Annotated in this window: 20 protein-coding genes and 1 tRNA gene; 9 read left to right on the top strand and 12 right to left on the bottom strand. The window is 48.8% G+C overall.

Annotation, left to right across the window (positions count from 1 at the left end; genetic code table 11):
- Positions 1-29: 29 nt before the first annotated feature.
- From K6V26_RS06530 to K6V26_RS06515, 4 genes are all read right to left on the bottom strand, one after another.
- Positions 30-953, bottom strand: coding sequence for a FimB/Mfa2 family fimbrial subunit (locus K6V26_RS06530; RefSeq protein ID WP_224264885.1), 924 nt, complete (start codon positions 951-953; stop codon positions 30-32).
- Entirely contained in the window at positions 950-1,621 is a 672-nt protein-coding gene (locus tag K6V26_RS06525; protein WP_224264884.1) for a hypothetical protein, read from the bottom strand. Before K6V26_RS06525 ends, K6V26_RS06530 begins: the two co-directional genes overlap by 4 nt.
- Before the next feature lie 3 nt (positions 1,622-1,624).
- Complete coding sequence (locus K6V26_RS06520; protein ID WP_224264883.1) at positions 1,625-2,215, bottom strand: DUF3575 domain-containing protein; 591 nt, start codon at positions 2,213-2,215, stop codon at positions 1,625-1,627.
- Positions 2,216-2,445: 230 nt separating this feature from the next.
- Positions 2,446-3,468, bottom strand: a complete 1,023-nt coding sequence (locus K6V26_RS06515) for a tyrosine-type recombinase/integrase (RefSeq protein ID WP_224264882.1) — start codon at positions 3,466-3,468, stop codon at positions 2,446-2,448.
- A gap of 676 nt (positions 3,469-4,144) precedes the next feature.
- Here K6V26_RS06515 and K6V26_RS06510 point away from each other — a divergent pair.
- Positions 4,145-5,137 (top strand): quinone-dependent dihydroorotate dehydrogenase, encoded by a 993-nt coding sequence (locus tag K6V26_RS06510; protein ID WP_224264881.1) that lies wholly within the window; start codon positions 4,145-4,147, stop codon positions 5,135-5,137.
- 48 nt (positions 5,138-5,185) lie between these two features.
- Here the strand turns inward: K6V26_RS06510 and K6V26_RS06505 are convergent.
- Positions 5,186-5,260: transfer RNA gene (locus K6V26_RS06505), tRNA-Pro, on the bottom strand.
- A 216-nt stretch (positions 5,261-5,476) separates the two neighbouring features.
- Here K6V26_RS06505 and K6V26_RS06500 point away from each other — a divergent pair.
- A complete protein-coding gene (locus K6V26_RS06500; protein ID WP_007653257.1) occupies positions 5,477-6,115 on the top strand; it encodes a recombinase family protein in 639 nt (212 codons plus the stop codon).
- Positions 6,116-6,196: 81 nt separating this feature from the next.
- Here the strand turns inward: K6V26_RS06500 and K6V26_RS06495 are convergent, their stop codons facing one another.
- From K6V26_RS06495 to hypF, 4 genes are all read right to left on the bottom strand, one after another.
- Positions 6,197-8,257, bottom strand: coding sequence for an acetate--CoA ligase family protein (locus tag K6V26_RS06495; RefSeq protein ID WP_007653254.1), 2,061 nt, complete (start codon positions 8,255-8,257; stop codon positions 6,197-6,199).
- 79 nt (positions 8,258-8,336) lie between these two features.
- On the bottom strand, positions 8,337-9,092 hold the full coding sequence (hypB, locus tag K6V26_RS06490; protein WP_224264880.1) for a hydrogenase nickel incorporation protein HypB: 756 nt from the start codon (positions 9,090-9,092) through the stop codon (positions 8,337-8,339).
- A gap of 16 nt (positions 9,093-9,108) precedes the next feature.
- Positions 9,109-9,450 (bottom strand): hydrogenase maturation nickel metallochaperone HypA/HybF, encoded by a 342-nt coding sequence (locus tag K6V26_RS06485; RefSeq protein ID WP_007653250.1) that lies wholly within the window; start codon positions 9,448-9,450, stop codon positions 9,109-9,111.
- 2 nt (positions 9,451-9,452) lie between these two features.
- A complete protein-coding gene (hypF, locus tag K6V26_RS06480) occupies positions 9,453-11,720 on the bottom strand; it encodes a carbamoyltransferase HypF (RefSeq protein WP_224264879.1) in 2,268 nt (755 codons plus the stop codon).
- A 238-nt stretch (positions 11,721-11,958) separates the two neighbouring features.
- Here hypF and K6V26_RS06475 point away from each other — a divergent pair, with 238 nt between their 5' ends.
- The 7 genes from K6V26_RS06475 to K6V26_RS06445 all read left to right on the top strand — a co-directional run bounded on the left by K6V26_RS06475 (position 11,959) and on the right by K6V26_RS06445 (position 18,671).
- A complete protein-coding gene (locus tag K6V26_RS06475; RefSeq protein ID WP_232434120.1) occupies positions 11,959-12,126 on the top strand; it encodes a HypC/HybG/HupF family hydrogenase formation chaperone in 168 nt (55 codons plus the stop codon).
- The gene (hypD, locus tag K6V26_RS06470; RefSeq protein WP_224264878.1) at positions 12,123-13,208 is read left to right on the top strand and encodes a hydrogenase formation protein HypD; all 1,086 of its coding nucleotides are present in this window, start codon (positions 12,123-12,125) and stop codon (positions 13,206-13,208) included. The genes K6V26_RS06475 and hypD overlap by 4 nt, the downstream gene beginning before the upstream one ends.
- Before the next feature lie 138 nt (positions 13,209-13,346).
- The gene (hypE, locus tag K6V26_RS06465; RefSeq protein ID WP_048316905.1) at positions 13,347-14,393 is read left to right on the top strand and encodes a hydrogenase expression/formation protein HypE; all 1,047 of its coding nucleotides are present in this window, start codon (positions 13,347-13,349) and stop codon (positions 14,391-14,393) included.
- A 244-nt stretch (positions 14,394-14,637) separates the two neighbouring features.
- Positions 14,638-15,735, top strand: coding sequence for a hydrogenase small subunit (locus tag K6V26_RS06460; RefSeq protein WP_046146805.1), 1,098 nt, complete (start codon positions 14,638-14,640; stop codon positions 15,733-15,735).
- A 16-nt stretch (positions 15,736-15,751) separates the two neighbouring features.
- Positions 15,752-17,473 carry a nickel-dependent hydrogenase large subunit gene (locus tag K6V26_RS06455; protein WP_010803649.1) on the top strand — a complete coding sequence of 574 codons (1,722 nt, stop codon included), beginning with the start codon at positions 15,752-15,754 and terminating at the stop codon, positions 17,471-17,473.
- Between the two features lie 11 nt (positions 17,474-17,484).
- Positions 17,485-18,225, top strand: a complete 741-nt coding sequence (gene cybH / locus K6V26_RS06450; protein ID WP_010803650.1) for a Ni/Fe-hydrogenase, b-type cytochrome subunit — start codon at positions 17,485-17,487, stop codon at positions 18,223-18,225.
- Positions 18,225-18,671 (top strand): HyaD/HybD family hydrogenase maturation endopeptidase, encoded by a 447-nt coding sequence (locus K6V26_RS06445; RefSeq protein ID WP_224264877.1) that lies wholly within the window; start codon positions 18,225-18,227, stop codon positions 18,669-18,671. Before cybH ends, K6V26_RS06445 begins: the two co-directional genes overlap by 1 nt.
- 73 nt (positions 18,672-18,744) lie before the next feature.
- Here the strand turns inward: K6V26_RS06445 and K6V26_RS06440 are convergent, their stop codons facing one another.
- The 3 genes from K6V26_RS06440 to K6V26_RS06430 all read right to left on the bottom strand — a co-directional run bounded on the left by K6V26_RS06440 (position 18,745) and on the right by K6V26_RS06430 (position 22,283).
- Positions 18,745-19,068 carry a hypothetical protein gene (locus K6V26_RS06440; protein WP_046146801.1) on the bottom strand — a complete coding sequence of 108 codons (324 nt, stop codon included), beginning with the start codon at positions 19,066-19,068 and terminating at the stop codon, positions 18,745-18,747.
- Between the two features lie 123 nt (positions 19,069-19,191).
- On the bottom strand, positions 19,192-20,175 hold the full coding sequence (locus K6V26_RS06435; protein WP_195438436.1) for a substrate-binding domain-containing protein: 984 nt from the start codon (positions 20,173-20,175) through the stop codon (positions 19,192-19,194).
- A 158-nt stretch (positions 20,176-20,333) separates the two neighbouring features.
- Complete coding sequence (locus K6V26_RS06430; RefSeq protein WP_224264876.1) at positions 20,334-22,283, bottom strand: hypothetical protein; 1,950 nt, start codon at positions 22,281-22,283, stop codon at positions 20,334-20,336.
- Positions 22,284-22,431: the final 148 nt, after the last annotated feature.

The raw sequence follows: 22,431 nt of genomic DNA, 5'->3' as shown, positions 1-22,431 counted from the left end.
TGCTGTTTTATTATATTTGTTTTATTATATCAGTTTCCTTCTCCCAGGACACCCCCGTCTATCCAGTCACCCACATAGGCCAGCGAGACGTTCACATTCCCTTTCTTATCTACCACCAACTGCAAATCAAACTCCTGACGGATATTGTCGCTCAGTTCGATCTGCATCGTATGAAAAAAACGGTACAGGTCTATTTCACGTATCAGCGCTTTATCACCGGCAAACAGGCAGAAGACCGGATGATCCTCATTATGCAGGCGGAAACCAATGAATTCGCCATTCACCTGGCGGGATATATCCATTTCCACATCTATCGAACGCCGGGACGGTTGGCATTCCTCCGGTCGGGAAGGGAGATGAATTTCCTGTCCTGCCGGACTAACCAATGTATGCTCCGGCAAAAAACGGTAGACTGGGTAATGTCCGGCCAGCGTCATACGCAAATTGCTTGTACTGACCGGCACACCAGCATCCCATCGGACTGTCACATGTAATCGCAAATAAGCATGCAATAAATCGATACGTCCCCGGGTAACTCCGATAGGGGCGACCGAAAAAGAACAATACCCGTAGAAAAACCGACCGGTATTGGACATAGTCTCTGAATACAGTTGAACTTCTTCTAACGTCGTTTTTCCGATTTCAGCAGGGGCCACTTCGCTTAGTGAATCTATATTGGCCCAACTGACCAAGGTATAATCGCCCGGTTGCAGTTGATATCCGGCCGATGCACCTTCCCGCACCGGACGCATTACCACCCGCCGAAGAATGCCGTCGCTATCGAACAGGTACTCCCGGAGATTGAAAACACAGGTGGTCAATAAGTTTTTACGGCCGTTACCCGTATACCAATATTCCAGCTTTACGTTATAAGGACATTCGGCCAGTTCGCCGTCGATATTACAGCCGGCAAGCGTGAGGAGGAGCGGAAAGAAAAGGTTCAGTAGTCTCATGGCTTGCCTCCTTTCTCTTCCAAACCTGTACAAGGATCGGGCAGGTTTATGTCTTTTGTCAAAAGAGTATCGGACAGGAGAGTTTCCTTACAGCAATCCCTTTCCACCTGCTTTAAACAGAGGGAAGCGTGACGCATCCAACCGGCATAAGGGAGGCTTATATTATAATGTATAGTATAAGTATCTTTTTTCTTTATTCCGGTAAGCCGTATATAGGGTTTTTCCTTACAGGGATGCGGGGCGATCAGTTCTTCGCGCCGGTCGAAACGGGAACGCTGACGGCCGGAGAGGATTAGCGGAGGAAGGGACACCTGTTTATTGTCCTTGCAAAGAGATAAGATCAGGCTCAGTGAACGGTCGGTCGGAATCCCGATATTCCGGACAATTATGTTCATTCCTATACGGACACTGTCATCATGGATAACAAGAGTCTCAGGAGTGAAAAGAATGTTACCGGTCTGGGAAAAGACTGGCTGGGAGAAGAGGAAAAGGCAGGCGAGAAGGAGGAAAGATAACACACCCCCTGCCCCCTCTCCAGAGGGGAGGGAGACACTCCAGCCACTAACTATCTGACCGACACCGGATAACAGTGTCTGAAAGTACCTCTTCCCCTCTCGAGAGGGGGCAGGGGGTGTGTCATATCCCCGCGTATAAAACTGCTTTTCCATCTCTCAGCGTATCAAATAAATAAATGTCACTCCCAACCGTGTCGGCCCCACAAAATGCCGTTTATACCGCCCTACCAGTTCCGCACATTCCGTACATACATACTTATTGTATTCCAAGTAAGCATACCCGACTCCCAGCGACAGCTCCAATCCCCACCGTCCGCCAATAGCAAAGTGATAGCCATACGAAAAACCGCCACCATACAGTTCTCCCCGGTAGGTATAATCCTTTAATCCCGAGATAAACGGTACCTGGCCAATATTGTAATGACCGTAATGCCCATGCACGCCGAAGAAGTGCCCCTCAAAACTTTTACAGGGCCAGTAACGAAGTTCAGGCTGCACCAGATAATGCCGCAGGGTCATCCCTTCAGGAAAGAATGTCCAGGAGTTGTAACTGCCTGACACGTTCAATGTCAGCTTTTTAGTCAACCCGAATTCCACTTCCGCATTCGGCGTCGAAGTCAGCCACCACGACACATTCGTCCCTATCCCTATCTGTTGACCGTACGAACCGTATGGCAACAATAGCAGCAACAAGACTAAAAACATGACTCGTAACTGGAGTTTTCTTCTTTTTTCCGATCTTTTCATTCTCATTTCCCCATACAGGATGTCGGATTCCTTGCAAGAATCGGACATCTCCTTCCGAGGAAAGAGTATTCGCTGAATTACAGCATTTTAGAGAAGAGCTATTTGTGAGGATAGACCGGTTGGAGAACCGTTTTTATTCCGATTAGGTTATAATGTTTTTTTATTTTTTTACATTTTCCTTGTTTATTGTAGAATAACACGTACATTTGCAGGCAGATAACCCGTGTTTTTCATGGGTTATTCTTAACAGAACATTGAGATGTCCGATTCTTGCAAGGAATCAGACATTTTTTATTTTTGCCCTTTCCTTTCTTTGAATTATACCGGATCAATGCATTCAGCATCTCTTCATTCGTCTCGTCGATCACATGCGAGGGCATTCCTTTCATATAGATACGTGTCACCCTTTCCGAACTATGGCCCAACGCCTGGCTGATGACGGCCGTTGCCGTTCCGCAGGATTCCACCAGCGTCGCCCAGGTATGGCGCGCCACATAAGTTGTTAGGGGGAAAGGGAAATTCAGTGCTTCTCCTATTTCTTCCAGCTGGCGGTTTACACGCTTCAAGGCGCTTTGTTCCGCCACTTCCTTTTCTTTATGGTACCGGTTACGGTGCAGGAAGGGGAAAAGGTACGGGCTGTCTTCCTCTTCGTAACGGCCGATCAACTCGCGCAGTTCGGGGATGATCTTTACACGCAATGGCATAGAGGTCTTACTGCGGCTGTAATTGATATACCCGCCATACAGGTCGCTTTTCTTTAATTTGAAAAGATCGACGAAGCACATTCCACGGGCATAGAAAAGGAACATGAAGACATCGCGGGCACGGGCTTTCTCGCCCGTCAGCTTCGCATCGCGCAGGCGGCAGACCTCTATCTCCGACAGGGCACGCTTCAATGTCGGCGGTACTGCGATGTTGATACTTTTGAAGGGATATTCTTCCGCCTCTTCCACCCGGAACTGTTTGACGGCTTTGTTATAGACGGCACGCAGGATGCGGTAATAGCAGTCGGCGCTGCTGGCAGACAGCTTGTCCGTATCCTGCATATACACGACATAATCAGAAACCCACTGTTCGGTCACCTCTTTCAGAGGAAAACAGCCGGATTCCTCACCGACAAACCGGCGGACCGACTGCCGGGCATTTCGGTAGTTGGCGGCGGTGAAATGGTTCTCGTTCTCATCCTGATGTGCGATCTGCTGTCGGAAAAAGTCATCCAGCAGCAACGTTTCTTTCTTTTTTCTCGCTTTCATTTCTGTTGTTTTTTTAGTGATTATACTCTCCAAATGTCAGAATTTTCGATTCTTTACTAACACACAAATAGGAGTTTTGGTTGCTTAGAGGTAAAATAAGGGAAATTTCGGGAGGTTTTCAAAGGCAATGCCGAAAATCAACCGGATGTTTTTTCGATTCTTCCGTATGTTCGAGGGAAAACATACGGAAATTTTGTGCAAACTGTGCGGATGAATTTATGAAATCATACGGATGATTTTTTTAACAAGACGAATAAAGAGAAAAAATCAGGCGAAATTCAGATTTCCCCAGTCAAAAAACAGAGAAAATCATTCTGGTTGATACAAAAAAACAAACCATTTCTAAATAACATTTTGTCCAATACAATAAGGATTTCACTATTTTTACTACAAAACCATCCGAATCATTTTTTATATCCCAACAAAACGACAGATAAATACTATTTTCAAACTCATCTTATCACTCCTTCACTTCTCAAGAATTTAATATTCAGAAAGAAAAACCCAATCTCCCCCATATAGCCTCTAAAATATCCAGTCCAAATGACGTTTTGTCAAAATGATCGGACCTTATTATATAGGATATAATCTCAGATTATAAGCCATAAAAATATAATAATAGCATATCTCCCCGTTATTCAATAGTTTTGCATGAGAATAAAAAAACAGATAAATCATGTACAAACAAATTATCAGACCTTTGTTATTTCTTTTGGAACCGGAGAAAGTACACAACCTCCTAGCAGCCGGATTAAAAAGCTATAGTCATTTTCCTTTGCTACGAAAACTTATTCGTAAACAATACGTTCAGACAAATACTCCTTTTCACTGGGGAGAAAAAATCATCAATTGCAGAATCGGTTTATCCGCCGGATTCGACAAGACCGGTGAGATATTCGACGAGTTATCAGATTTCGGTTTCGGCTTCATTGAAATCGGTACAATCACTCCCTCACCCCAGCAAGGGAATCCCGGACCACGTATTTTCCGTCTCCCCAAATATGACTCACTGATATCCAGAACCGGATTTAACAACCCCGGACTGGCAAAACTGAACGAACATTTGAACCGGACATCCCGAAATTACCTACTGGGAATCAATATCAATAAAAATCCGGAATCAAACGGAGAAGCAGCCGTTTACGATATTCTTTCACTTTATAAAACTTTATCGCCAAAGGCCGACTATTTCACTATAAATCTTCCGTCACCTAATGACGAGACATTTATCAGAATTCTCAAAGAACTGGATCGATATAGAAGCCAGTTGCCGGAAAACCGCCCCATCCTTCTGAAACTACCTGCCGATCTGTCGGAAGAATCAATAAATAAGGTAGTCGACCTGATCCGAGAATATCATATCGACGGTGCAATAGCGACCGGACCAACAACCGACCGTTCAGCTATTCAAAACTATACAACAGAAGAACTGGTGGTTTACGGTGCCGGAGGTGTCAGCGGAAAAGGAATTGGGAATAAATCCCGCAGGATTGTTAAACAGCTAAGAATGCAGCTAGGAAAAGAATTTCTCATTATTGGAGCCGGAGGTGTTATGACACCGGATGATGTACTAAAAATGCAAGCAGCAGGCGCCAATCTGATACAAATCTACTCAGCTTTTATTTTTTCCGGCCCTTCGGTTGTCAAACAAATGTCGAAAGTAATTTGAATTAAAATAAAAAAGAGAACCAACGAGTTTGTTGGTTCTCTTTTTGTGTCGGGGTACCAGGATTCGAACCTGGGACCCCCTGCTCCCAAAGCAGGTGCGCTAACCGGACTGCGCTACACCCCGTTTTGCAACCCCTTTATTGTCGATTGCGGTGCAAAGGTAAGCATTTATTTTTATCCACCAAATATTTCGTGTTCTTTTTTAATTGTTTATTTTCGCATCTGTTTAATTACAAGATTTAAAGGAAAGGAGGTGAAACAGCAGAAAGAAGGACAAGCAGACATGAACATATTGCTAGCCAATATGTTATAATATAAACGTATCAACATTAAAAATAGTATGATAATTGCCTATACACGAACATATTCAAACAAGCAACAAAGTGACAATCAAAAAAACGCGATTGAGCAGTTTGCCGCGAACAATAACATGACTATAGACAAATGGCATAAAGATACACGAACAACATCCTCACGACATAAGAACAGGCTTGAAGATATTATAAAAAATATGGAGGCCGGCGATACATTAATTGTAGCCGATGTCACACGCCTGAGCCGGAGGTTGATGGAAATTATGCATTTGATATTATTATGTATTGAAAAAAAGATCACTCTTTACTGTCTCAAAGAAGGGTATACTTTTGAAAACAATGTCGACAGCAAAACGTTAGCATTTACTTTTGGGCTCGTCTCGGAAATTGAAAGCAAACTAATTTCGACACGGACAAAAGAATCGCTGGAAATTACCAGAAGCCGGGGCACAACCCTCGGACGCCCGAAAGGTACTCCCAAAATGGACCACCTACTTGCGCAGAAAGAACAGATAGAAAAGGAACTCAACGAAGAAAATGCTACGTACGCCGAACTGGCTGAGTATTACCAGGTATCGCTCAGTAGCTTTAAAAAATTTGTCAGAGACAATATTCCGCCGTCACTCCCCGGACGAAAAAGAAGGGGAAGAAAACAGGCTGAGTAGTACAAATAAACGAAGGGGAATTGAAACAAATCGACAGGCTTACGTTTCAATTCCCCTTTTTATTAATATCTGTCAGAGATATTATTTTTCTATCCGGATACGGGCGTCTACCGCAAATAATCCCCGGTCGGTTGCAACCAGCGGGTTAATATCCATTTCTTTTATTTCAGAAGCAAAACGAAGCAAAGTGGAAAGACGGACTATAATGTCTGCATATTGTTGCTCGTCGATACCTTTCTGCCCGCGTGTACCTTTAATAATCGGATAACCGCGTAAAGAACGAATCATTGAAAAGGTCTCGTCATAGGATAACGGAGCCAGACCGTAAGAAACATCTTTCAGTACTTCGACAAAAATACCTCCCAGACCGCAAAGGATTACATGCCCGAAACCTTCCTCATACTTCGCCCCGAGGAACAACTCCTGCCCTTTCAGCATAGGCTGTACCATAATTGCCGTCACATCCGGCAGGCGCATCATACGTTCAAACTCAAACAACAAGTGCTCCTCACTGCGGATATTCAGGGCTACACCGCCAATATCACTTTTATGTACAGGACCGACCACCTTCGCCACAACAGGGAATTTTACACGTTTGGCAAAAGCAATCAACTCGTCTTTGTCGGTCGATGTAAACTCTTCCACCAATGGGATATTGGCAGCACCCAACAGCGTGCGAACCTGTTCGGGAGCCAGATAACCGTTGGATGGCAACTGGTCGATGATACGACGCACTTCGGGCACATTGACACCATATAATTGTATATCGGTACTCATCGGCTTCGGCGTATTGATCACACGGGAAAGAGCCGTACCCAAAGTCACCTCGTCCGAGAAATTCACATGTCCCTTTTTCACAAAGCTGCGCACTTCCGGGCCGGCAGTTACGATAGAAGGCAATACCGGGAAGATTGGTTTCTTACACTCTTCCATCTTTTTATGAAGTACTTCGTATGTATCATATAGTTTCACCAGGCCGGGACTTCCGAAAATAACCATCATCAAATCGACTTCCTCAAACTTATTCTCACAGAAGTCTATTGCCGTAGCCAGATGCTCCGGTGTTCCCGTTCCGATAATATCAATCGGATTGCTAACGGCTGCTCCGGGATACAACTTGGATTTCAACTCGGTCGCTATCGGACCTTCCAGGTTGGGAACGTTCAGACGGCCTTTGGAAAGAGCATCCGCCAACATGACGGCAGGACCTCCGGCGTGTGTAATGATTGCACAGTTTTTTCCTTTTACCTCTTTCAAGGTGAAAATACAAGCAACCGTCGTTAGCTCTTCACGGCTGAAACAACGTACGATACCGGCTTTACGGAACAGAGCCTCCACAGCCGAATCCGAACTGGCAATTGCACCGGTATGCGAGGAAGCAGCACGCTTGCCCGATTCGGTGCTTCCTGCTTTGATGGCTGCGATATGACAGCCTTTGCGAATCAGCGAAGCGGCATGATACAATAATTTATCGGGATTCTTAATTTGTTCGATATAAAGCATCTTGATTTTGGAATCGAGCACAGGGTCAAAGTTACGGTCCATATACTCAATCACCTCTTCTACCCCAATCTGCTTGGAGTTGCCAACCGACCATACAGAGGAGAAACGCAAGCCTTTTGTCAATGCCGATTCAATGATGAAAAGCGCCGTACCGCCGGAACTGGAGACAAAGTCGACTCCGTCGGGATGAAATTCGGGGATAGGCTGTGTAAACACTCCATGAAAATTCATATTCATCAGTCCGATACAGTTTGGACCAATCATGGAGGCACCTGCTTCGTTCACACTATCCAGCATCTGATTTTCGAGGATAGCCCCCTCGTGAGTCTCTTCGCCAAAACCGGCGGAAACCACAATAAATGCTTTTACATTCTTCTGTTTAGCCAGGATATCAACAGCTTCGGGACATGAAGGACCGGGAATCGATATGATAGCCATTTCCGTATCCGGAATATCCTGCACGGAATGATACGATTTCAGACCTTGCACGTCGTCTTCCCTGGCATTCACGACATACAGTTCTCCTTTATATTTGCCATCAAGGAGATTTCGTACCAAACGCCCACCCGGCTTGTGTACATTATTCGAGCCGCCTACTACGACTATGCTCTTCGGGTCGATTAATTCTCGGTTAATCATAACACTTTGATTATTTTGATTCAATGAACTGGAACAAATATAGCTTTTTTATCCATTTATCCATCGAAACAGGGGTTATTTATTTACATTTTGCACATTCTGAGCATAACCAATCGCACCAGGCATCCATGCCGTCCCCTTTTGTTGCCGACACTTCAAACACCTGCAAATGATGATTCACCTTTAAAGCATTACTCTTCAAGGTCTCTATATCGGTATTCAGATAAGGTGCCAGGTCTGTCTTATTGATTACGCAAACATCGGCTTCTGCAAAGATGTGCGGGTATTTCAACGGCTTATCGTCACCTTCGGTCGTGCTAACGATAACGACTTTCTTTGCTTCGCCCAGGTCGAACATGGCAGGACAAACAAGGTTACCGACGTTCTCTATGAAAAGTATCGAGTAATCGGTCGGTACCAGATGTTTGACTGCGTGGTTCACCATATCGGCTTCCAGATGGCAACCGGTCCCGGTGTTGACCTGGAAAACGGGAATATCCAGTGCGGCAATGCGGTCGGCATCATTAGAAGTCTGTTGGTCTCCCTCGATGACATACAAAGGGAGTTTGCCTTTCAGGCGGCGCACGGTTTCCTCCAGCAACGTAGTCTTTCCGGAGCCGGGCGAACTCATCAGGTTCAGGCTGAAGATTTCCTTTGCCTCAAAATAACCGCGGTTGCGCTCCGCCAGCAGATTGTTCCGCCGGAGTATATCCTGTTCAAGAGTTATTACCTTATCCTCATCGTGATGGTGATGATGATGTTCATGGCCATGTTCATGATGATGGTCGTGTTCGTGATGATGATGGTGTTCTCCACACCCGCAAGTTCCACACATAAGCGTTTTGTATTTATTATTTAATAACAATAGATTTTACACGAAGTTCTTTTCCTTTAATGATTTTAACACAATAGGAACCGCATGCCGGGCAAGGCGTGAACAGAGTCTCCATCGGGAAAGTCTGCCCGCAACCGGTACACATGCCCTCGCCGTCAATGATATGGCGAACAATCGAAGCATGTTCGAGCAGGGAACCTTTCACCGCGCTTTCCAGTGCGAAATCAAGCGTATGCAATTCCACACCCGCCAGGCGGCCGATTTCCAGTTCCAGTTCCTCGACGGCTTCCGAATGACGGCTTCGCGCCTGTTCTTCGGCCAGTTCTACGATACTCTGTGCAATAGACATTTCGTGCATAATCAGTCTTTTTTATTCCGGGAAGCGGCAATAGCCAGCTGGCCGACGGCAACTCCCCCGTCATTACATGGTATACGGCCCGGGACATACAACGGGATACCTTTTGCGGCAAATAAACGTTGCAACTGTTCCGTCAACCTTTTATTTTGAAAACAGCCGCCGGAGATAACCACGCGGGTCGCTCCGGTCTGTTGCAGATGGCGTGCGGCCTCGTCGAGCAGCAGGAAAGCCATCGTATTATGGAACCGGGCAGCCAAGTCACCGACGGAGACTCCGGAAGCCCAATCGTTCAACAGTCCCTCAAACAAGGGGCGGAAGGATATAACACCTTCCTTTATTATAACCGGATAACGCGCCGACTGTTCACTGCCGGCTGCCTGCTCCAGTTTTACAGGAGCCTCGGCCTGATGGGTCGACACGTCGCACAACCCCAAGAGGGAGGCGACGGCATCAAACAGCCGGCCGGCACCCGAGGTATAGGGCGTATTGACGCCTCTCTCCATCATCGTCATCAGCAGGCGGATTTTATCCGCACCTACCCGTTCGGGAAAGCCTTCCGGGAAAGGGGCGGAATCTCCCCAATAATGCCACAGATAAGCGACTGCCATCCGCCAGGGTTCCACAGCCGCCTTATCGCCACCGGGCAGCGGGACATATTCAAAATGCGAGAGGCGGCGGTACTCTTTGCGGTCGCAGAGGAAGAACTCACCTCCCCAGACCTTTCCGTCGTCACCCAGCCCCGTCCCGTCCAGGACGATGGCAACCACTTTCTCATGCAAGCCATATTCCAGCATGCAGGCTGCCGCATGAGCATGATGATGTTGTATTTTCAGCAGAGGCAATCCGGTACGTGCGGCGACGCGCTCCGCTTCCTGCGATGAGAGATAATCAGGATGCATGTCGCAAGCCAGTACAGAAGGGATAAAACGAAAAAGATGCCGGAAGCGGTCCAGCGATTCCGTGTAGAAGCTGAATGTCTCCCAGTTCTTCAGGTCACCGATATACTGGCTTTGCAGAATGGTATCCCCTTTTCCCAAGGCAAACGTATTTACTTTCTCCGCACCGAAAGCCAGGATACCTTCCACGGGAATGTCGGCAAAGAATGGCTCCGGTACATAGCCGCGCGAACGGCGCACCAGGCAAGGTTGCCCGCCGCAAACCTGAAGGACTGAATCGTCCACCCGGTTATGAATATCCCTGTTATGGTGAAGCAGGAGAGCGACCTTTCCGGACAACTGCTCCGCGGCCTCGTCCGGAGTTATGGCGATAGGGTAATCGCTCAGGTTGCCGCTTGTCATCACCAGGGCCGGTGTGTCGAGGGCGGCAAACCAATCCTCATGCAACGGCATATAAGGCAACATACAACCCAAGGTCCGCATGCCGCGGTTTATATCGTCCGCCAGTGCTTTCTTTTGTTTCAGCAAGACAATCGGGCGGCGCCAGGAAGACAGACAGTCTTCTTCGACCGGGCCCGCCTCCGCATAATGCCGCAAATGTTCCATATCGCGGAACATAACGGCAAAAGGCTTGCTGTCACGTTGCTTTATCGCCCGCAAACGTGCCACCGCCTCCCCGTTCAGGGCATCGCATATCAGATGATAACCGCCAATGCCTTTCGCCGCTATCACCTCGCCTTCACGAAGCAGGCGGACGGACAGGTCCAGCAACTTATCATACTCCTTTATCTTTACATTATTATATATGGCATAATAGAAAGGCCCGCAATGATTGCAGGCCACAGGCTGTGCATGGAAACGGCGGTCGCTTACCGTCGTGTATTCCCTCCGGCAGTCGGGACACATGGCAAAGGCGGCCATCGTGGTCTGCTTCCGGTCGTAAGGCAAATCGCGGATGATGGAGAAACGGGGGCCGCAATGCGTACAGTTGATAAAAGGATAACGCAGGCGATGCGGCTGCCTCATCCGGTCGGAAAGGCATTCGGGACAAACAGCGATATCGGGCGCCACCTGCGTCACCTCCTCCGAATCGGAACGGCTGGGTGTAATCATAAAATCCGGATAATCCGTATCTGCAACATCGGCTTCTTCCCATTGAACACTATGGATCGAAGCAACTGCCGGATGCTCATTTCTGATCCGGGAAATAAAAAGTTCCCGCTGCTCCGGAGTCAGGATCGCACGGATCGACACTCCGTTATTCCGGTTACCGACCTCTCCTTTTATCTTCATCTCATTTGCTATACGATAGATAAAAGGACGAAAGCCAACGCCTTGCACTAACCCACGGATTGTCAATATCGATATTCTCACACTGTTTGTTTTACTATGCTCACAAATATAGAGGGTTTAAGTTTAACAAACAACCGAACCCGGCAACAATAGAGATAACTTTTATCTATAAATTAATAGATAATATGTATCATTTAACACACCTTTTCCCAAACATATTGCCTACTTTTGGAGTTGTTAATAAAAAACAAATCAGCTTATGTGTCTGGCAATACCTGGTAAAATTATAAGCATAGACCGTTCCGAGCCTGAGCTGGCCATGGCCAGAGTTGACTTTAGCGGCATCACCAAAAACATTTGCATCCAATGGGTCGATGTGACGGAAGGCGATTATATCCTTGCTCATGCCGGAATGGCGATCTCCGTAGTGAATGCACGAGAGGCAGAAGAAACACTGGAAGATTTAAAGAAACTCCAACGCTTATGAAGTACGTCGATGAATATAGAAATAACGAACAGGTACAGGCACTCCTGCGGGCTATCAGAAAGGTAACGACCCGGCCGTGGCACATCATGGAGATATGCGGCGGGCAAACCCATGCCATTGCCCGTTACCGCCTGGAAGAGATGCTGCCACAGGAAATCCGGCTACTTCACGGGCCGGGATGCCCGGTTTGTGTGACTCCGGTTAGTCTGATTGACCAGGCACTTGAACTGGCGGGACAATCCGATATTATTCTGGCTTCGTTTGGTGACATGATGCGTGTGCCGGGCACAAAAGAAGATTTATTGCAGGCAAAGGCACACGGCGCAGATGTCCGAATGCTTTATTCCCCGCTCGATGCGGTCGAACTGGCGGAAACAAATCCGAAGAAAGAGGTTGTCTTTTTCGCCATTGGCTTTGAAACAACCGCCCCTGTTCATATGATGGCGTTAAAAGAGGCACAACGGCGAAAGTTAAGCAATTTCTCGTTACTCACGTCACTGTTCACAGTTCCTCCGGCCATAGACGCGATTCTTTCGGACCCGGGAAGTAAGGTAGACGGATTTCTGACCGCCGGACACGTCTGTGCCATCACCGGAAATGCGGTTTACCACAAGCTGGCCGAACAATATAAAACGCCGATGGTCGTCACAGGCTTCGAGCCGGTCGACCTGCTATATGGCATTTACCGTTGCCTGCTCCAGTTGGAAGGCGGAAGTCACGTTGTCGAGAATGCCTACCGGCGTGCCGTCCCCGAAACGGGTAACCCGGCCGCCCGCGCATTGATGGACGAAACGCTCGAGGCATGCGACCAGGAGTGGCGGGGCATCGGCATCATTCCCCACAGCGGTTTACGATTAAAGAAAACATATGCAGCCTATTCCTCCCGGGAGAAATTCCCATTCCATCCGAATGGAACAGAAACCCCATCCGAATGTATTGCCGGAGACATCATGCGGGGCGTGAAGCAACCCGCCGACTGTCCTTTCTTCGGAAAGGGTTGTTCGCCGGAACGCCCGAAAGGTGCACCGATGGTTTCGTCGGAAGGAGTTTGTGCGGCTTACTATAAATATAGAAAAATATGAACTATCCCGTTCCCGTGCTTGACACGGGATCGCAGAGGCATAGACCGTTTCCTATATGTATCTTTTGATACAGCCTGCTCCTTTGCGGCCCCGTGTCAAGCACGGGGACAAGATAGTTCAAATATGATAATAATGATTATGAAGAACGAAGATTTTAACTGCCCGATACCGTTGAACGATGCCGACTGTGTGCTGATGGCGCATGGCGGTGGCGGGAGGATGACGCATCAACTGATAAGCAACATCTTCTACCCCGCCTTCCGCAACCCGTTGCTAGAACAGGACCACGATGGCTGCGTATTTCCCGTTCAGGAAGGGCGTATGGCATGTTCGACCGACTCTTTCGTGGTCGACCCGATTTTCTTTCCCGGAGGCGATATCGGCGACCTGGCGGTGAACGGGACGGTGAACGACCTTGCCTGCTGCGGTGCCCGTCCGCTTTACCTCACTGCCGGGTTCATACTCGAAGAGGGCCTGCCGCTTGCCGACCTGCAACGCATCGTGCAGTCCATGAGGAAGGCGGCCGACAAAGCCGGCGTGCAGATTGTCGCCGGTGATACCAAGGTGGTGGAACGTGGCAAATGCGACAAACTCTTTATCAATACCAGCGGCATCGGAGTCGTCGCCGAAAGCATCCGCATCGCCCCCGACCGCGTACAACCCGGAGACGCAGTGATTTGCAGCGGTCCTATCGGAGCGCATGGCATCACCATCCTTTCCGCCCGCGAAAGCCTCGGATTCGAAACAAATCTGAAAAGTGATACCGTTTCGTTAAACAATATGCTCTCCCGGTTGTTAAAAAATATAGAGGAAGTCCATGTGCTCCGCGACCCGACACGTGGCGGGGTGAGCGGAACACTGAACGAAATTGCGAAAGCGGCCAACGTTGAAATCATACTGGACGAAGCGGCCCTCCCCATCCCCGATGCTGTAAGAGGCGCTTCGGAGATACTGGGACTCGACCCGCTGTATGTCGCCAACGAAGGGCTGGTGCTGGTCATCCTCCCCGAAGCACTGGCGGAAGAAGCACTGGTCGTCATGCGCAGTTTCCCGGAGGGAGAAAAGGCTACCGTCATCGGACGGGTGGAAAAGAAAGGCAACGCAGTGGTGAAGATGAGGACACTTTACGGCAACTACCGGATAGTCGATATGCTGAGCGGCGAACAGCTGCCGCGTATCTGCTGAAAAGAGGCGGACTTGTCCGGCACCCGGACCCGGGAAGGTCCGACACTCAGACCCGAGCAGGTCCGGCACCCGGACTCGGTAAGGTCCGCCCCCCGGATAAGTTCGCACCTGAAAACGGAGGCCGATTTGTTACGGCATCCGTAAACGGGCAGTTACGACACCCGTAAATGAGCAGTTACGACACCCGTAAACGAACACTTACGACTGCCGTAATAAAACAAAGAAACCAATAAATTACGAAAATATGGATAACAAAAGACCAACCGTCTACGAGGAATGCCGGCAGAAAGGCATCTCCCGAAGGGATTTCCTGAAATTCTGTACCACCATGGCCGCCTTTATGGGACTGGAAGCCTCCGGTGTCGCCCAGGTTGTCAACGCACTCGAAACCAAGCCGCGCCTGCCGGTCATCTGGCTTCACCTGCAAGAATGCACCTGCTGTACGGAATCGTTCATCCGTGCCGCCCACCCTATCGTGGCGACCCTGCTTCTCGACAAAATCTCACTCGATTATACGGAAACCCTGATGGCTGCCGCCGGCGAACAGGCCGAAGCTGCCAAGGAAGAGACCATGAAGAAATATAAAGGTGAATACCTGCTTATGATTGAAGGCTCGATTCCGACGAAAGACGAAGGTTATTGCTGTGTCGGCGGCAAAAGCGCCCTGCAAATCACCCGCGAGGCTGCCGAAGGCGCCAAAGCCATCATCGCCTGGGGAAACTGCGCATGTGCCGGTTGCGTGCAGGCGGCCAACCCCAACCCGACCGGCGCAAAAGCGATCCATAAGGTTATCAAGGGGAAACCAATCATCAACGTACAAGGCTGCCCGCCAATCGCCGACGTCATGGCAGGTGTAATCATCTATATGTTGACATTCGAGCGTATGCCGCAACTCGACGGGCTGGGACGTCCGCAGATGTTCTATTCGCGCCGCGTGCACGACACCTGCTACCGCCGTGCCAACTTCGACGCCGGCCTCTTCGTGGAGAGCTTCGACGACGAGAACGCCAAGCATGGGTATTGCCTCTACAAAGTGGGATGCAAAGGGCCGAGCACCTACAACTCCTGCGGTATCATCAAATGGAACGAAGGGACGAGCTACCCTATCCAGAGCGGGCACCCCTGCCTCGGTTGCAGCGAAGAAAACTTCTGGGACAACAGCCCGTTCTATAAACGGATGCCCGACGTACACGGGTTCGGCATCGAAGCGACAGCCGACCAGATTGGCCTTGCCCTGGGAGCCGCGACAGCAGCCGGCATCGCCGTCCATGCCGTAGCCACCAACATCCGGAAGAAGAAACTGATCGACAACGAAGAACCGGAAAGCAAATCTACCATCTAACTAAATTAGCAACACCATGTCTGAAAGAATCGTTATAGACCCTATTACCCGTATCGAAGGTCATCTCCGGGTAGAGGCAGCCATCGAAAATGGCAAAATCAAAGATGCATACAGTTCCGGTACGATGGTACGCGGAATCGAAAACATAGTACGCGACCGCGACCCGCGCGATGCCTGGGTGTTCGTAGGCCGTGTTTGCGGCGTGTGTACCTCCATCCACTCGCTTTGCTCGGTTCGCGCCGTCGAGAATGCGCTCGGCATCAGTGTTCCGCCCAATGCCGAAATGGTGCGCAACATCATGGAAGCGGTGCTCTACATGCACGACCATACGGTGCATTTCTACCAGTTGCATGCCCTCGACTGGGTCGACATTGTTTCCGGCCTCAAGGCAGACCCGAAAGCGGCCGCCCTCCTCGCCCAGCAGCTGTCGCCGTGGCCCAAAAACACGGAAGGCTATTTCACAGAAATGCAAAACAAGCTCAAGAAGTTCGTCGCCAGCGGTCAACTGGGCATCTTCGCCAACGGGTATTGGGGGCACCCGGCCTACAAACTGACGCCGGAGCAAAACCTGATTGCCACCATCCATTACCTCGAAGCATTGGAATGGCAAAAAGAGATTGTCAAAGTACATGCCGTCTTCGGCGGAAAGAACCCGCATCCCAACTTCCTGGTCGGCGGCATGCCGTGCAGCATCGACCTGAACGAGGCGAACGCCATCAATGCCGAACGTCTCGCACTGGTGAAACAGAAGTTGCAGGAAGGCAAGGATTTCATCGACCAGGTGTATATTCCCGACCTCCTGATGATTGCCGGCGTATATAAAGACGAATGGAGCAAGATAGGCGGCGGCGTAAGCAATTACCTTTCCTACGGTGATTTTCCCCTGCATGGATACGCCGGTGTAGAAGATTACATGAGTCCGCGCGGCATCGTCCTCGACCGCGACCTGAGCAAGGTTCATCCGGTAGACGCCAACTCGCCGGAGGAAATCAAAGAATATATCTACCACTCCTGGTACAAATACACCGAAGGCGATAAAGCCGGTCTCCATCCGTACGAAGGAGAAACGAACCTCGAATATACCGGTCCGAAACCGCCCTACAAGCATCTGAACGTAGACGATAAATATAGCTGGATTAAAACGCCCCGCTGGAAAGGGCATGCTATGGAAGTCGGCCCGCTGGCCCGTCTCGTCGTAGCCTATGCCGCCGGAAAGGAACCGCAGAAGACAGCTGTCGACAATGTGCTGAAGGCACTCGACCTCCCCGCCTCCGCCCTCTTCTCCACCCTGGGCCGCACCGCTGCCCGCGGCATCGAAACCCAGTTGGTCGCTCAATGGTCGCTCGAGTTTTTCGACCAGTTGATGAAGAACCTGGAAAATGGCGACTCGCGCATGGCCAACCCGGTCATGTGGGAAAACGAGAACTGGCCGAAACAGGCGCAAGGGGTCGGCCTCTGCGAAGCTCCGCGCGGCGCACTGGCTCATTTCGCCGTCATCGAGAACAACCGGATGAAGAACTATCAGATGGTAGTCCCGACCACCTGGAACGCTTCGCCGAGAGACGAGAACGGCAACCTGTCACCCTACGAATCAGCCTTGATAGGCACACCGATACACGATGCCAATCAACCGCTTGAAATCCTCCGGACCATCCATTCCTTCGACCCGTGCCTGGCCTGTGCCGTACACCTGTATGACGAGGAAGGGAAGTATGTGCACCAAATGGATACGTTTTAAAAAGTATTGCTATGAAAAGTCGTAAGAAACGTCTGAGAGAAGTATACGTATGGGAGTTGCCCGTACGTATTTACCACTGGGTGAATGCATTGTGCATCGTCATACTTTGCATTACCGGGTTTATCATTGCCGACCCTCCGGCCATGCTGAATGCTTCGGAAGCCTATTTCAGCTATTGGTTCGGCGTGGTCCGTTTCATCCACTTTGTAACGGCATTCGTGTTTTTCTTCAACTTCGTGTTCCGCCTGTATTGGGGATTCGTGGGAAACCGCTTTGCCCGCTGGAACAACTTCATCCCGTTGAAGAAATCGCAATGGCAGGAAGTATTGGAGGTAATCAAAGTCGATATACTGATGATAAAGAACAAGCCGGTCGACAGTATCGGGCATAATGCGCTGGCGAGCTTAATCTATTTCGGCACGTTCTGGGCCTTCCTGCTGCAAAGCATTACGGGTTTCGGGCTGTATGCCAAAATGAGCCAGTCTGCCTTCCCCCAGCTGTTTGCCTGGACCGTCCCGTTGATGGGCGGCGACCTGATGGCGCGGCAGATACATCATTTCCTGATGTGGTTCTTCATCCTGTTCGCCATCGTCCATGTATATCTGGTATTCTACCACGACTACATCGAACAGCGCGGTGAAACCTCCTCCATCATCGGTGGCTGGAAGTTCATCGAAGAAGAGATAGCCGACAAGGAAGAAATAACAGAGACAGCCGAAACAATCACAAAGGCGGCAAAGAAAAGCAAATAATGAAAAAGAAAACTCTTATATTAGGTGTCGGCAACTTGTTGCTGAAAGATGAAGGGGTCGGTATACACGTCATCCGCGCCCTGGAGAAAGAAACGCTTCCCGCCCACGTCACCCTGATGGATGGCGGGACGGGAGGTTTGCATCTTATCAGCTGGCTCACTGGTTACGACCATATCATCATGGTAGACGCCACCCTCGACAGCAATCCTCCGGGCACCGTCCGTCTCATCTGTCCGAAATACGCCAGCGATTATCCTCCGTTGATGAGTGCCCACGAAATAGGTCTTCGCGACATGATTGAAACAATGATTCTGACCGGCGACCTGCCGGAAGTACATCTGATTGTCGTCTCCGCCGCCAACCTGAACGAGGTCAATATGGAACTGACTCCGGAAGTAGAGGCTTCTATTCCGGAGGTGATAAAGGTTATATGGGGATTGATTTGATTAATCTATTTTCCTACAAATTGCTTGAAGCTAGACGGATTTCGTCGGGCTTTGGCTGACCAGTCTAAATGTATTACCATATACGCATTTCTTTACGTAACTCATCAGTTGAATACACCCGCCCGTTGGCAAAATCATCTTCTGCTTCTGCCAACTCCTGTCTTAATTCTTTGGAGGAAGATGGGTAATAAGGATATTCTCCAACCTCTTCCCTTCCCAGCGACCGCAAATAATCAACCGCCTGCGAAAGGCGCTCCGGGTCGAAGATATTCATCAATTCATTGATTGCTGCCAGCTTCAGGCTGGCGGTATCCTGTGGCAGACCATAAGAAACAGCAGGTTCGGAGACGGGCTGAGACTGTGGAGTTTCGTCTGTGCTATAAGGCTTTGTCGTCATATCGATTGTCTTTTTATTGGTGATGGGCAAATATAAGGATTTATAGAGAAACCCTGTTACTCAAGCGCAGAATTAACAGAAAGAATCTGCTAATCCTGCGCCCGAACCGGAAACCTAAGCAACTCAATAAGGAGAGTTGCTATCCTGATATTCCCGGACATTATCCTTGTTTACGACTGTCGCCGGCATTACAATCTGTTTTTCCTCAATCGTTTTGCCTTTCAGCACATCATCAGCCAAGTCTATGCATTTGGTAATCATGGACGGCGAATAAAGCGTAGTCGCAACATCCGTGACCGTTGTAGAAAGTATCAATGAGAAGAAAGCCTGCGACCCGCCACAACCGACAACGACCTTGATATCATTGCGGCCGGATTCATTGATGGCCTCGATTACACCCGATGCCACCTCGTCATCCTGGGCATAAAAAGCATCCACCGACGGATCATCGGCCAGGATACGGTCTGCGGCTTCCTTGCCGTTAGCGCTGGTATATAATGAAAGAGTCTGTGTAGTCACCTGCGTTGAAGGTGATTTGGATTTCAGTTCCTCTGTAAAAGCATCTACACGGGCATCACTCGACGCTGGGTCTTGTGTAATCTTAAAAGCCACTGCATGACCGGCTCCTTTCGAGGCGACATACTCTGCGGCATTTTTACCGGCAGCCGCATTGTCCCCCTGTACCAACGCGGTATAGCCATCAGTCACTCCGTCTTCAAACATAATGACCGGAATCCCTGCCGAGAAAGCGACATCAAGTGCATCCTTGGCAATACCTTCGGGAGCGACCACCAGTATCTGACAGCCTGATTCCACTGCCATACGAATCTGGTTCGCCTGCTGTGCTTTGTCTTTGGCTACATAAGTCGTATAACTCAGCCCTTTCGATTCCAACTGATTTGTGGCATAATAACTCAGGGCTGTACGCCAACTGTTTGTCTGGCTTTTCAAACAAACTGCCACCTGCGGATGTTGTGACGGACACGGCTCGTCATCATCGCTGCAAGCCGCAAACAGGATTAGTACAGAAAGGATAGTACAGGTAATAGTTAATAATCTCCTTAATAAAAATGGTCTGTTCAATCTTGATAATGTAATCGTTTTCATGTTAGCTAATTTTAATTCATATTATATGATAACTTCAATCAAAAGCCTTACAACGAAAGCGAAACTATGCAATACCGGTGCCATTTCCTAAAAACGGCAATAGACAATTCAATAGACAATTACTATAACAGACTTCTATCTATTGATTTACAAACCATTTAAAATCGACTCATGTAATCTTCCAACGATACGTCTTTGTCCAGCTCCAACTTTTTCCGCAAACGGAAGCGGGAGGTATTCACACTTGCCCGGTTATTTCCGAGGGCAAAAGCTATTTCTTCCGACGAAAGATTCAGACGAATTAGCATAGCCAGCAACTCATCATTACGAGTCACAGCCGAACAAGCCTTCCGCAACCCCGACAGGAACGACGGATAGAGAAGGCAGAACTGGCGACGGAACTCCTGCTCCTCTTCCGCAGTCAGCAAACGGGGAGAAAGACTGTTTATCACCTCCTGCATTGTATGCTGGGCATCTGCCGTTTCAATCTGCATACGTAGTTCTTCGTTTTTACGGTTCAGGTTCTGCCGCTCGGTCAGCATCTGCCGGAGCTGACCTTCCTTTTCCTCAATCAGCCGGAGAGATTTCTTATGACGCATACTCAGCCAAAGCAAAAAAGCAACGCCCAATAAAAAGGATAAGATGCCAATCAGGATATAATATTGCAGGGTACGTTTCTGCAACTGCAACTCGGAACGCAACAACCGGTTATCCTGCTCCTTTTCCCTTGTTTCATATTTAACCCGGAATTGCGAAATTAATCCGGCATTCCGGCGTTCGGTAAACTGTTGGTTAGCCTGATGAGCCATCAGCAGATAGCGGGACGATTCGGCTGGGCGCATTGTTTCTGCATACAGTTTTCCCAACGCATAATAGACCAGACGCTGCTGATTCACCAATTGGTTCTTCTCTATATAGTCACAACAGGCCTGATACGCTTCTATGGATAAGGCCGTCTCCCCTACCTCTGCCAACACATCCCCCAACAGGCGGTATGTCAGGACCGACAAGTTATTCAACGGCCTATCTTTCAACTGCCCGATTAATTGGCGAGCCGAAGCAATAGCCATTCCGCCCTGCCCTTTCGTCTCGCTTACAGCCAGAATACAGGTGTAATTATCATAAAATTCATGATAGAACGAATTTTGTGAACGGTCCGGCATACGAACCTGCATACTGTCCAGCAAAACGGCAGCCTTTTCATATTCTTTACATTGAAGAGCATAATAAACGGATAAATTATCTACCCGGAGAAAGGCATCAGGAACACCGCTCCGGTCGGCAGCTTCACGGGCTTTATCAAGATGGAGCATTACTTCCTCTTCCAAACCCCATTCATCGTAGAGCTGGACAACATTTGTCTCGGCAGCACACAATCCATACGGGTTCTTTTCCCCTTCACCGGAAGCCAGCAGAGCATCATAAGCTGCAAGGGCCTGTTCAAATTCTCCCACCTGCTGATACTGAAAAATCAAGTTACCCAGCACAAACACGATCTTCGACTGGTCTTCCAGTGTTTTTATAATCTCAAGGCTCCGTTCGCCACAGGCAATCGCCTTGCGTATTTCGCCAGCCTGGTTATAAATGACGGATGCAATGCCATTGTCCACGTAAAGTTGCTCATTCTCCCTGCCTTCCTCTTGCCGCGACAAGGCACGGTCTATCAGAGCAACGGCTTCTTCCAGGCGCGTAGCTTCATAGAGGGAATAAGCTGTACTGATTTCCACACTACGGGGATAATTCCGTACAAACCAAAGTTTGTTTTCTTTATATATATGGCTGAAATAGTCTGCCCCGTCTTTCCGTTGCCCGCCAAAGATATAGCAATAGACCAATTGCAGGAATCCTTCATCCATTAGGGTGGCGACAGATTTTATGTCATCATCCGTTGGTTCCAGGGATATTAATTGCTGATAAACCGATATGGCGGCAGGATAATCCTCCCCTTTTTGCAGTTCACGGGCTTTGTCAAACAACTCTTGTGCATGGCTGTAAGGTCCGGATAATGAATCCGGTTCCAATGTAACCTGATTATTTCGAGATTTATGGTTTCCGCATCCGGACAATATCAAACAAAATACTAAAAGTAAAGTGGTTATTCTACTCATTTCAATAGGCTTAAATTGATTCTGGCTATTCTTCTTTTCCAGAATAATACCACGAATATACCACTTTTTAGATTAGATAAAAAACGTTTAAATGCTCTATTTCAGAATATAATAAAGCATCGCTGCCAGCGCAAAGCCTGCAAGCGGT

The sequence above is a fragment of the Parabacteroides goldsteinii genome, assembly GCF_020091425.1.
GTDB lineage: Bacteria > Bacteroidota > Bacteroidia > Bacteroidales > Tannerellaceae > Parabacteroides > Parabacteroides goldsteinii.
This window is presented reverse-complemented; position numbering and strand designations above follow the sequence as displayed.

What these genes read in the sequence shown, in the direction of transcription:
- K6V26_RS06530 (WP_224264885.1), bottom strand. Translation starts at nt 953, where the DNA reads ATGAGACTACTGAACCTTTTCTTTCCGCTCCTCCTCACGCTTGCCGGC.
- K6V26_RS06525 (WP_224264884.1), bottom strand. Translation starts at nt 1,621, where the DNA reads ATGGAAAAGCAGTTTTATACGCGGGGATATGACACACCCCCTGCCCCC.
- K6V26_RS06520 (WP_224264883.1), bottom strand. Translation starts at nt 2,215, where the DNA reads ATGAAAAGATCGGAAAAAAGAAGAAAACTCCAGTTACGAGTCATGTTT.
- K6V26_RS06515 (WP_224264882.1), bottom strand. Translation starts at nt 3,468, where the DNA reads ATGAAAGCGAGAAAAAAGAAAGAAACGTTGCTGCTGGATGACTTTTTC.
- K6V26_RS06510 (WP_224264881.1), top strand. Translation starts at nt 4,145, where the DNA reads ATGTACAAACAAATTATCAGACCTTTGTTATTTCTTTTGGAACCGGAG.
- K6V26_RS06500 (WP_007653257.1), top strand. Translation starts at nt 5,477, where the DNA reads ATGATAATTGCCTATACACGAACATATTCAAACAAGCAACAAAGTGAC.
- K6V26_RS06495 (WP_007653254.1), bottom strand. Translation starts at nt 8,257, where the DNA reads ATGATTAACCGAGAATTAATCGACCCGAAGAGCATAGTCGTAGTAGGC.
- hypB (WP_224264880.1), bottom strand. Translation starts at nt 9,092, where the DNA reads ATGTGTGGAACTTGCGGGTGTGGAGAACACCATCATCATCACGAACAC.
- K6V26_RS06485 (WP_007653250.1), bottom strand. Translation starts at nt 9,450, where the DNA reads ATGCACGAAATGTCTATTGCACAGAGTATCGTAGAACTGGCCGAAGAA.
- K6V26_RS06475 (WP_232434120.1), top strand. Translation starts at nt 11,959, where the DNA reads ATGGCCAGAGTTGACTTTAGCGGCATCACCAAAAACATTTGCATCCAA.
- hypD (WP_224264878.1), top strand. Translation starts at nt 12,123, where the DNA reads ATGAAGTACGTCGATGAATATAGAAATAACGAACAGGTACAGGCACTC.
- hypE (WP_048316905.1), top strand. Translation starts at nt 13,347, where the DNA reads ATGAAGAACGAAGATTTTAACTGCCCGATACCGTTGAACGATGCCGAC.
- K6V26_RS06460 (WP_046146805.1), top strand. Translation starts at nt 14,638, where the DNA reads ATGGATAACAAAAGACCAACCGTCTACGAGGAATGCCGGCAGAAAGGC.
- K6V26_RS06455 (WP_010803649.1), top strand. Translation starts at nt 15,752, where the DNA reads ATGTCTGAAAGAATCGTTATAGACCCTATTACCCGTATCGAAGGTCAT.
- cybH (WP_010803650.1), top strand. Translation starts at nt 17,485, where the DNA reads ATGAAAAGTCGTAAGAAACGTCTGAGAGAAGTATACGTATGGGAGTTG.
- K6V26_RS06445 (WP_224264877.1), top strand. Translation starts at nt 18,225, where the DNA reads ATGAAAAAGAAAACTCTTATATTAGGTGTCGGCAACTTGTTGCTGAAA.
- K6V26_RS06440 (WP_046146801.1), bottom strand. Translation starts at nt 19,068, where the DNA reads ATGACGACAAAGCCTTATAGCACAGACGAAACTCCACAGTCTCAGCCC.
- K6V26_RS06435 (WP_195438436.1), bottom strand. Translation starts at nt 20,175, where the DNA reads ATGAAAACGATTACATTATCAAGATTGAACAGACCATTTTTATTAAGG.
- K6V26_RS06430 (WP_224264876.1), bottom strand. Translation starts at nt 22,283, where the DNA reads ATGAGTAGAATAACCACTTTACTTTTAGTATTTTGTTTGATATTGTCC.